The following is a 10,389-nucleotide window of genomic DNA, read 5'->3' as shown; positions in this document are numbered from 1 at the left end:
GACCGGAATTTTGCCGTCCCTAGCGGCCTGTCTGACGAACGCAGCAGACGCAAGTCGCTGCGGGAGGAGTTCCGGCCGCGTTGGCAGAATTCTGGTTTCCCGGAACAGTTAGAAATACCCCGTTTTTGAAACTGGATCAGACAACACCCCCATCCCGCCCGGGAAGAAAGACGGCTGGCTGCCGCAGCCTCGGACGGCGGAAAGTACGGCGCCTGCGCTGATGCGTTTCTCCTTGCGGGTGTGGTGATCCGCCTTGACCTTTAGAAATAGAAGTGTTATAATTTTAACAATGGGCATTTTTTATACAGTTTCCGGGGTTCCTGCCGTTTCCGGCGTATGGAAGGTAATGGTTCCCCATCTGCCCGCAGCAACACAGATTCCACAATACCATAAAACAATTTCAAATGAGGTGCGAACAAATGAGTACAAGTTTTGACGGACTGATTTCCAAAGTAAAAGAATGCGGCCAGAAGACCGTATCTGTTGCCGTTGCGCAGGACAGCGCAGTTCTGGAAGCGGTAAGGGCGGCCAAGGACCGCGGCATTGCCAACGCCATCCTGGTAGGCGATGAGGAAAAAATCAAAGCAACCGCAGCAGCGGGCGGCATTGACATTTCCGATTTCGAAATTATCAACGAACCCGATGAATGGACTGCTGCCCTGACCGCAGTAAAGCTTGCCCATGACGGCAAGGTGGATATGTACATGAAGGGCCTTCTGGAAACCAAAACCTTCTTAAAGAGTATTCTTGACAAAGAGGTTGGCCTGAGAACCGGAAATCCGCTTTCCCATGTATGCGTATTCGATATCCCCGGCATCGACCAGCTGCTGTTCTTCACCGACGTGGCATTCATGACCTACCCTACGCTGGAGGACAAGGTACATATTATTGAAAATACCGTAGAAGTGGCTCATGCCTGCGGCGTTCCCACCCCCAAGGTAGCCCCTCTGGCCGCTGTTGAGGTGGTTAACCCGAAAATGCCCGTAACCGTAGAGGCCGCCGAGCTGACAAAGATGTGCGAGGAAGGAAAGATCACCGGCTGTGTTGTTGACGGACCGCTTTCCCTCGACCTGGCCATTGATCCGGAGGCTGCAAAACACAAAGGGGCAACCGACCGCAAAATCCAGGGTGATGCGGACATTCTGCTGTTCCCCGACATCCATGCAGGAAACCTGGTTTACAAAGCAATTGTGCACATGGTTAATGGCGTAAAGAACGGATGCATCCTTACAGGAACCCAGGTTCCCGCCATCCTTACCAGCCGTTCCGATACCTTTGAAACAAAGGTAAACTCCATCGCCCTGGCTGCCGTAGTTGCGGAAGAGCTGAATAAAAAAAGAGGCTGAGCGGACTAACCGCTTCATAAAAGAAAAGGAGAAAACCCTATGTCTTATAAGAGCTTAATTATCAATCCCGGTTCCACCTCAACCAAAATCGGTGTTTTTGAGGACGAAACCCTTCTTTTTGAAGAAACCTTAAGACACCCCACTGAAGAAATCTCAAAGTACGCCACCATCATCGACCAGAAGGATTTCCGTAAGGAAATTATCACGGACCTCCTGAAGGAGAAGAACTTCGACATCCATTCCCTGGATTTCATCGTAGGGCGCGGCGGACTGCTTAAGCCCATCCCGGGCGGCACCTACAAGGTGAGCGACGATCTGCTTAACGATCTGAAAATCGGCTATCAGGGACAGCACGCTTCCAACCTGGGCGGTATCCTGGCAAGGGAAATCGGCGATTCCATCGGCGTTCCTTCCTTTATCGTTGACCCGGTTGTTGTAGATGAGCTGGAGCCTGTTGCCAGATATTCCGGATGCCCCGAGCTTCCCAGAAGAAGTATCTTCCATGCCCTGAACCAGAAGGCTGTTGCCAGAAGATACGCCAAGGAATCCGGCATCCCCTACGAACAGCTGAACCTGATCGTGGTGCATATGGGCGGCGGCTGCTCCGTAGGCGCACACAGAGGCGGCAAAATTGTTGACGTAAACAACATCCTCGACGGCGAAGGCGCATTCTCTCCCGAACGCGCAGGCACCGTACCCGCCGGTGATCTGGTGAAATTATGCTTCTCCGGCAAATATACGGAAAAAGAAATTTACAAGAAGCTGGTTGGCGGCGGCGGCTTCAACGGCTATGTGGGAACCAATGACGCCCGCATCGTGGAAGACAAAGCGCTGGAAGGCGTACCGGAATACGCAGCCGTACTGGATGCATTCCATTATCAGATGGCAAAGGATATCGGCGCCATGGCCACCGTCCTTAACGGCAAGGTTGACAAGATCATCCTTACAGGCGGCATCGCTTATTCCAAGGTAACCTGTGAAGATCTGAAAAAGCGCGTAGGCTGGATTGCCGACTTTGTAATCTATCCCGGCGAGGATGAGCTTCTTGCCCTGGCGCAGGGCGGACTTCGTGTGATGAAGGGTGAAGAGGAAGCAAAGGCTTATTAATTACGGAAACTGGAGCTGACATGACGAAAAAAGAACTGGCGATTGCCAATCATGATAAGAAATACAATTGCTGTCAGGCTGTTGCCTGTTCCTTCTGTAAGGAAATCGGCGTGGACGAGGAAACCCTCTTCCGTGCCGGTGAAGCCTTCGGGCTGGGCATGGGCTGCATGGACGGCACCTGCGGCGCCGTTTCAGGAGCCGTAATGCTGGCAGGCTTTAAGAACAGCGATGGCTGCCTGGCAAATCCCGGGACCAAAGCAGACACCTATAAGCTTTCCCGCGAAATCCTGAAACGCTTTGAAGAGAAGAACGGCACTATCATATGCCGTGAACTGAAGGGCATTGACACAGGAAAGGTTATCCGCACCTGCCCCGGCTGCATTGAAGATGCAGTGGAAATCGCGCAGGAGGTTCTGGAACTGTAGACTTTCAGGAACCAAGATAATACTGTTTTCCTCCTGCAATCGCAGGGAAACACAGAAAAAGAGGTAACAGTTCAGGCAGGTTTGCGCATTCACTGCGCAAACCGTGAGAAAACGTGGTGGCAGCAGGCATCCGCCCCTCGCCGAAGGCGACTTTTAATGGGCGGATGCAGTAACAGTTTGGCCGAAAGCCGAACTGTTACAAAAAGAGAAGTCGGAAGGGTATATCATCTTCCGGCTTCTCTTTTTATTTTGCCATATAAGGAAACCTGATGAAAAGCAGCAGTTCTTCCGTAATTTCATCACGGCATAGTTTTTATTTCATCCCGGCATGGTATTTTTCTTCAGCCGCTTTCGGCCGCTGCGCCTGAAATCCTCCCGGTTCCACCGAAACAATGGCGACAGGAAGTTAACCAGCGGCTTCCAGGACAGAAACGCCACAAGCATAACGCTTAAAATCAGCGCCGCAGCTTCATCATGCTCCACAAATTTAAAAAACTTAATCTTGCTCAGGAATTTAATCACAAAGCCGTGGAGCAGATACACCGGCATGGTGTTCGCCCCGATATAGGAAAGAAACGGTATTTTCGCCGCCGGCATACTCAGCAGGAAAAATAAAAGCCACATCAGCGCAGCGCCGATGCTCAGCACACGGAACTGCCAGCCGTAATTTCCTTTTTTATAAGAAACGGAGCCGTAAAGCCACGCGGAATTGATATCCTCCGCATGCCGGCTGATAAACCAGACAAGCAGCCCAATCAACACCAGCAGCCCGGCCATCAGAAAAGCCCTGAGCATGGCCTTTCCCCGCGCCCCGGTAAGGACGGACAGCCTTCTATGCTTCCTCAGATGCTCCGAAACCGTTTCCTTCACACCGTTCTTCAGTTCTTTATAATATACGCCCAGCAGGAAATAAGGGAAAAACTCCACAATCCTGGAGGCCGACAGATAATATCCCGCCTTATCATCAAAGCCGATGAGCACACTGGCGGCCCCGGCCGCTATGAGCATGACGGCCTTCCTGCCCAGGCTGTCGCCCTGCACCAGCGGAAGCACCAGATTCCACACGATGATGGCGAACAGATACCACAGCAGCCAGTACGGCGTGGTATACTGCATATCCGCATCCTTCTCCAGCACCTGATTTGCGAAAATCACATAAAGGGTCTGGAAAACCAGATAAGGATATATCATATTCTTCTTGATTTTATCCGGATTATATCTGGCAAACACTCCGGATACGAAAGCAAACAGCGGCATATGGAAGGAATAGATGACCAGATAAAGGATCCGGTTCCCCGAATCTTTACCCATAAACAGCTCCAGCATATGTCCTAATACAACTGCAAAAATGAGCAGGCATTTCAAATTATCCATCTGGTAATTCCGCGCTCTCCCGATTCCTCCGGCAGCGCAGGAGCTTACCTCATTCTGTCTCATGTCAGGCACCTCTCTTAAGCCACGCTAAACTATGTCAAATGCCCCTTCCCCCAAAAACCTTTTAACCTCACCAACTATATTACTTTTTCCCGGATTTGTCCATACTAAAATTTCTTAATAATACTTAAGACTTTGTGAAATTTGCAGCTGTCCGGGTAACAGAAGAGTTACCAGGCTTTATCCTTTTGTGAATTCCAAAAGCGCTGCCCCGGCCCGGAAATCTCCCAGCCCCCTAAACAAGGCTGCCTATCCAGATGGTTACGCGGAAGGCATTGGCAGCCGGTGTGATGTCCATATGACCGCCGTAGCTTTCTACTACGTCACGGACAGATCGGAGGCCGTAGCCATGGTTTTCTTTATCGGGCTTGGTGGTGAGAAGTCCGGCTTTGGATTCCGCCAGTTCCCCGGTCCTGCTGTTTTCCACCTCGATGCAGAGCGATTCCCCGGTGTAGCGGGCCTTGAGGGAAATGCGGCGGGCTTCCCTGTCGGGGACCTTCTGCGCCGCTTCTATGGCATTGTCCAGAAGGTTGGCGAAAATGGTGCACAGGCTTACGTCATCCATGGCGAGAAGGTTATCCAGCTCGATGTTGGCGAAGCAGTCTATATTTTTTTCCAGCGCCAGGTTATATTTTGCGTTAATTACCGCGTTGACCAGGCTGTTTTCACAGAATTTGCGGTTTCGGGCCGCTGCGGTGATATTCAGCTCTTTAAAATAGGCAAGCGCCTTGTCGTATTCCTTTTCCTCCAGGAAGGAGCCGATCACACCAAGGTGGTTGTTCATGTCGTGGCGGAGCTTGCGGACCGCCAGCTGGTTTTTTTCCAGCTCCTCATAGTATGCCTGGCGCACCTTCATGTTTTCCATTTCCATATCCCTGCGGATGGTTTCACCGATATAGGCCGCCAGCCAGATACAGCCCAGGCTTGTCACCACACAGGCCAGGCAGGATGGATAGGTGAGCCAGGCATCTTTATGGCTTATTGTGGAAATCAGGGTGATGCTGCCTGCAAATGCCGCGGCGCATACGATATCCATGAGCAGCCACATCCGGTCCGTCATCATTTTTATGGAATGGGCGGCCTTTTTACGGAAGGCAAAGTAAATCCCCATCCATATCAGATCCCGCAAAAGCATGGAAAAAGCGTTCAGCGCGGCATCCCAAAAGGGGGTCTGCGGCGTCAGCCGGTAAAAAACGATTCCGGTGGCATCCAGGGTCACAAAATTGACAGATACAATGATGGGATACAGGAGGAGTACCACCGACAGCCGCCGCACAACGCTTCCTTCAAAGCAGATGAGCAGCACCATGGCAAATAAAACGAGCATCCCGAAAACGTTAAACGGGTCCTCCGGAAAAACCACCGTACAGCCCACAATCCAGACCCCTGCAATGGCGGCCGCCTTTTGCAGGAGTCCCTGCTTCAGCTTCAGGAAGCAAAGAAGGAAGCGGAAAATAAAGGATACATATATGATTGATAATACACAGATTATCAGATTTTTTGAAACCATCATTTCAGCATAAACCTCGCAAAAGCCGCCGCCGTTTCCTGGCTGCAGGAACGGCTGACCGGTATTTTCTCTCCTTCACAATACAGTGCCGCGCTTTCCAGCTTCGTCACATAATTCAGGTTCACCAGATATCTGTTGTGGCAGCGGACAAAAAAGTCAGGCAGCTCTTCTTCCACTTCGCACAGCTTCCCGTAAAAAGAGATTCTCTCCCCTTCCGCCGCTGCCGCTATCTTTCTTCCCTCGCTGACAAAATATCTGACCTGTCCCAGCGCAAGACGCAGGGTGCCGGACTTCTGCTCCACCGTAAAATATTTCTCCGTACTGATTTCCAGTTCCTTCAGCGCATCCCGCAGAACCTCTTTTATCTTTTTTTCCTGATACGGCTTTAATATGTAGTTCAGCGCCCTGACCTCATAGCCATGGAATACAAAATCAGGATAGGAGGTCACAAATATTATTACCGCGGGCTGTCCGTTTTTCCGGAGCGTCCTGGCCGCCTCCATGCCGTTCATGCCGCCCATCTCAATATCCAGGAAAATAATATCCGCATTCCTTTCCCTGATGCCCCGAAGAAGCGCCTCCCCGCTTTCATATTCGGTCAGGCCGAACTCCACGCCGTCAAGCGCAAGCTCTTTTTCTATCACATGGCGCAGATCCAACCTCAGTTTTTTTTCGTCATCGCAAATCGCAATTTCCAGCATTCCGTTACAGCTCCGTTTCTTCCTTTTTCCAATTCAGGCCCGCCGCGGCCGCGCTTCCGATTTCAGGCGGCGCGCCAAAGCCGTATCCAGTATAACATATTCCTTATTTCCCGTGAATCACCAAACTTTACAAAATATCTCCCAAACATTACCCTGCCTCCCGTGGGAAACAGGCGCCTTTTCCCCTACAATAGAAGCATAAGCACCGGACACAGCCCGGAAGAAAGAGAGGAATCAAACATGCTGCACGTAAATCATTTATATAAAAGCTATCACACCGGCTCCGCCACCTATGAGGTGCTAAAGGACGTTAACCTCACCGTTGAAAAAGGCGAGTTCGTGGCTGTCATGGGGCCCTCGGGAAGCGGCAAAACCACATTGCTCAACTGCATCTCCTGTTTTATCCCCCATGATTCCGGAGAAATCCTGCTGAACGGCACGCCGCTGGAGAATCTGGATGAAACACGGCTGGCGCAGGTAAGAAGCAAAAAACTGGGCTTTGTATTTCAGGATTTCTGCCTGCTGGACGGCCTGACGGTATTTGAAAACATCTGTATTCCCAAAATCATTCTTCATTCTCCCTATAAGCCCATGGAGGCAAAGGCCCACAACCTGATGGAGCTGTTTGACATCACCGATATCGCGGACAAATATCCCGCTGAGATTTCAGGAGGGCAGAAGCAGCGCACCGCCGTTGCCAGGGCATTGATGAACCATCCGGATCTGATTCTGGCGGATGAGCCTACCGGCAACCTTGACAGCCGTTCCGGCGCCGCCGTCATCGGCGCATTCCGGGAAGCCAAAGAGAAACTGGACGCCACAATTTTCATGGTCACACATGACAGCTTCTCCGCCAGCCACTGTGACCGGGTTCTTCTGATGCGGGACGGCCAGGTGCAGAAGGAACTGAAACGCCAGGGCAGCCGCCGGGAATTCATGGATATACTGCTTGATGAACTGAAACAACTCAATGAAAGGATGTAAATCATGACACTGCATACCATTTTCCAACATCTCCGTAAAAATAATCCCGGCGAATACAGGCTGTTTCTTGGCTGCAATACCTTCGCCATTCTCCTTATTTCCTCTTTCCTGGCAGTTCTCACCAGCCCGCTGGTGCAAAGTATCCTGCCGGAGGGCGGGGACTCCCGCAAGCAGGTTTACATCATATTTGCGGCGGCGCTCCTTGGCTGTTTTCTTTTTACCATTTATTCCTCATCCCTGTTTCTGCGTTATAAAAGCCGGGAAACAGGAATCCTGACCGCCATGGGGCTTCCCCGGAAAACCTATATGCGCTCACTGTCACGGGAGCTTCTTTCCCTCCTTGCCCTGTGCGCCGTCTGCGGAACTGCCGCCGGACAGCTTCTGTCCTTTATCGTATGGCTCTGTTTTCTCCCGCTGGTAAAACAGTCCACCGGCGCCGCTTTCTCCATTTCAGCCCGGGGCCTGTTATATACTCTGCTCTTCGTAATTCTCATCGCCGTGTCCCTGTTTATCCAGGCCAACCTGTTTATGAAGCGCAGCAATGTGATCGAAATTATTCAGGAACAGCACAGAAGCGAGCCGCTGAAAAAAACAGTCACCCCCGGATATCTGCTTTCCGGCTGCATACTTCTTGTATCGGGACTGTTTCTTGCACTCTGCCTTTCGCCCCTTTCACTGCGTTTATTCCATAGAAGCCTGGGAAGCCTGCCCTCTGTTTTTTTCCTGCCTGCCTTCCTGGGAATTTACCGGATTCTGGTGTACTCCATTTCCTGCCATAAAAAGGGAGCGCGGCCCCAGCACTACTATAACCATATCATTTCCTACAACATGATGAAATTCCTGGGCGCGCAGATGGTGCGCAGCATGTGTATCATTACCCTGCTGCTGTTCTGCGGTCTGTTCGGCGCCTTCTATGTCCCCACGCTTATGACAGGCCTGAATAACTTCAATGCACAGAATCCGGAGGATGTATCCTTCTTTTACCCGGCGGATTCCGGGGAGCTGACAAAGGAAGAAATTTACCATATTGCCGGGGATTTTGGCGTAACCATTACGGCTTATCATGAACTGACCTTCCTGAATCTAATTGGCAGCTCTGTGGACAGAGATTACGATGATCAGGGTTACCTCATTGAAACCTACATGGAAAAATCCGGATACATGCAGTTTCTCAGTGAAAGCGCCTACAATGCCTATACTGGGGAAGCTGTCCGGGTTCAGCCCGGCACCTACCTGCTGCTTACCCATCCGGATGCCGCTGAAACAATCTGGGCACATTTTGACGACCTGGATCAGATTACGGATTTGAATGGAAATGCCCACCCTGTTTCCTTTGCAGGAACGCTTGTCTGCCACCAGCTGGTAGTGGGCCGAGGTTCTGACACCCAGGCAAGATACGTTCTCAGTGATTCTGATTACGCCATGCTGTCGGAAGGCGCTGTTGATAAAAACAAGACGAAACAGGTACTGTTTCAAACGGCGGATGCGGAGAATTCCTATGCCTTTGCCAGGGAGCTTTACCGTGCCTTTTCCGAGCGTGCAAGCTCTGAAATGCTTGTTTTAGGGAATTATGATCCCTATCAGCATGAGCAGGCGCGCAGCCAGGGAAAAGAGTACGTCTATGACAGAACGGTCACACTTTATCCGGAGCAGCCCGAAAGGGATTTTGACTGGAAATACGCACCTTATTTTAAAATCCTTGAACAGAAAATCTCTTTTGTCCGTCATGCTGTGTTTTTCCTTCTCTTTTTATATGTTGCCATTATCTGCCTGGCTGCCGCCGTCATCATTGCCTACACCAGAGGCCTTACCCTGGGACAGTCCGAAAGGCTGGTGTTCCGGGATCTGAGCCAGCTTGGCGCAAATACTGCTTTTCTGCGGGGTTGCCTTTCCTCCCAGCTTCGCAGGCTCTTCCTCCTTCCTTCCGTGATTGGTATTTTATCAGCTTACCTTTTTGATTTCTTTGTTATGTTCACCAATGACGGACATATTGCCTCCGCAGAAGCTATGGCGCTTGCCATCAATGGGAGCATCTGCCTGATCGCTGCACTGCTGCTGGCTGCCGCATATGGGTATTCCGTAAAAAAAGCCTGCCGGGCCGCAGGATGTTAAATCCCGCGGCATCCACTCCCGCAGCGACTGTATTACAGCTTTGCAGCTTATCCGTTTATTATAATTTTGTATCTATCCAGGACGGCACATGATTTTGATTATTCCCTGGGGCGAACCTGCTCCAGGGATATGATTTTATCAGCGAAGTCCTGGTAAAATTTTTCTTCATGGGACACCAGAATCACGGTTCCCTCATACTTCTCCAGCGCCTCCTTCAACGCCTCCTTTGCCAGATCATCCAGGTGGTTGGTAGGCTCGTCAAGGATCAGCAGGTTCGCGGGCTGAAGCGTCAGCCTGCACAGCTTGACCTTGGCCTGTTCCCCGCCGCTTAAGGTAGAAAGGCTCTGCCCCGCCTTTTTGCTGTCTATTCCGCATCCGGCCAGATGTCTTCTGGCCTCTTTTTCCGTAAGCTGAGGAAACCAGGAACGGATTGCGGCAAACGGCGTCTGTTCCGGCGTATCCCAGGAAAATTCCTGTTCATAGTAGCCGGTCTGTACGGCCTCCGATATACTGAAATTACCGTCCAGGGCCTGCAGCTGCCCCACCAGCGTCTTTAAAAGCGTGGATTTGCCGATGCCGTTGAAGCCCGTAATCACTACCATCTGTCCCCTGTTTACCGTAAAACTGATCCCGGAAATGACCGGATAATAATATCCTGCTGCCAGCCCGTTCACCTGCAGGAGGATTTCCTCATGCACCTCCCTGCCCGAATGGAATCGGAATACCGGCTTCACATAGGTTTTGGCAGGCGGAGCCATACGCTCCAGCCG

The 10,389-nt window shown here is 51.3% G+C and carries 9 protein-coding genes; 5 read left to right on the top strand and 4 right to left on the bottom strand.

The window, feature by feature from the left end:
- Positions 1-356 precede the first annotated feature (356 nt).
- The 3 genes from ptb to HMPREF1548_RS28730 are packed head-to-tail and all read left to right on the top strand — an operon-like array spanning position 357 to position 2,878.
- Positions 357-1,346 carry a phosphate butyryltransferase gene (ptb, locus tag HMPREF1548_RS28740; RefSeq protein ID WP_083493080.1) on the top strand — a complete coding sequence of 330 codons (990 nt, stop codon included), beginning with the start codon at positions 357-359 and terminating at the stop codon, positions 1,344-1,346.
- 39 nt (positions 1,347-1,385) lie between these two features.
- On the top strand, positions 1,386-2,453 hold the full coding sequence (buk, locus tag HMPREF1548_RS28735) for a butyrate kinase (protein WP_021640445.1): 1,068 nt from the start codon (positions 1,386-1,388) through the stop codon (positions 2,451-2,453).
- 20 nt (positions 2,454-2,473) lie between these two features.
- Complete coding sequence (locus HMPREF1548_RS28730) at positions 2,474-2,878, top strand: C-GCAxxG-C-C family protein (protein WP_021640444.1); 405 nt, start codon at positions 2,474-2,476, stop codon at positions 2,876-2,878.
- A 318-nt stretch (positions 2,879-3,196) separates the two neighbouring features.
- On the opposite strand, the gene HMPREF1548_RS28725 is transcribed toward HMPREF1548_RS28730, so the two are convergent.
- From HMPREF1548_RS28725 to HMPREF1548_RS28715, 3 genes are all read right to left on the bottom strand, one after another.
- Positions 3,197-4,315 carry an acyltransferase family protein gene (locus tag HMPREF1548_RS28725; protein ID WP_021640443.1) on the bottom strand — a complete coding sequence of 373 codons (1,119 nt, stop codon included), beginning with the start codon at positions 4,313-4,315 and terminating at the stop codon, positions 3,197-3,199.
- Positions 4,316-4,547: 232 nt separating this feature from the next.
- Complete coding sequence (locus HMPREF1548_RS28720; protein ID WP_021640442.1) at positions 4,548-5,825, bottom strand: sensor histidine kinase; 1,278 nt, start codon at positions 5,823-5,825, stop codon at positions 4,548-4,550.
- On the bottom strand, positions 5,822-6,523 hold the full coding sequence (locus tag HMPREF1548_RS28715; protein ID WP_021640441.1) for a LytR/AlgR family response regulator transcription factor: 702 nt from the start codon (positions 6,521-6,523) through the stop codon (positions 5,822-5,824). The genes HMPREF1548_RS28720 and HMPREF1548_RS28715 overlap by 4 nt, the downstream gene beginning before the upstream one ends.
- A gap of 240 nt (positions 6,524-6,763) precedes the next feature.
- Between HMPREF1548_RS28715 and HMPREF1548_RS28710 the strand changes: the two genes are divergently transcribed.
- Positions 6,764-7,507, top strand: coding sequence for an ABC transporter ATP-binding protein (locus HMPREF1548_RS28710; RefSeq protein ID WP_021640440.1), 744 nt, complete (start codon positions 6,764-6,766; stop codon positions 7,505-7,507).
- A 3-nt stretch (positions 7,508-7,510) separates the two neighbouring features.
- Complete coding sequence (locus HMPREF1548_RS28705) at positions 7,511-9,619, top strand: FtsX-like permease family protein (protein ID WP_021640439.1); 2,109 nt, start codon at positions 7,511-7,513, stop codon at positions 9,617-9,619.
- A 98-nt stretch (positions 9,620-9,717) separates the two neighbouring features.
- On the opposite strand, the gene HMPREF1548_RS28700 is transcribed toward HMPREF1548_RS28705, so the two are convergent.
- Positions 9,718-10,389 (bottom strand): ATP-binding cassette domain-containing protein (locus HMPREF1548_RS28700; protein ID WP_021640438.1); only part of this gene is annotated, 672 nt, incomplete at its 5' end.

Source organism: Clostridium sp. KLE 1755, from assembly GCF_000466465.2.
GTDB lineage: Bacteria > Bacillota > Clostridia > Lachnospirales > Lachnospiraceae > Eisenbergiella > Eisenbergiella porci.
Note: the sequence above shows the minus strand (reverse complement) of the source record. Positions and strands in the feature narration are given on the sequence as shown.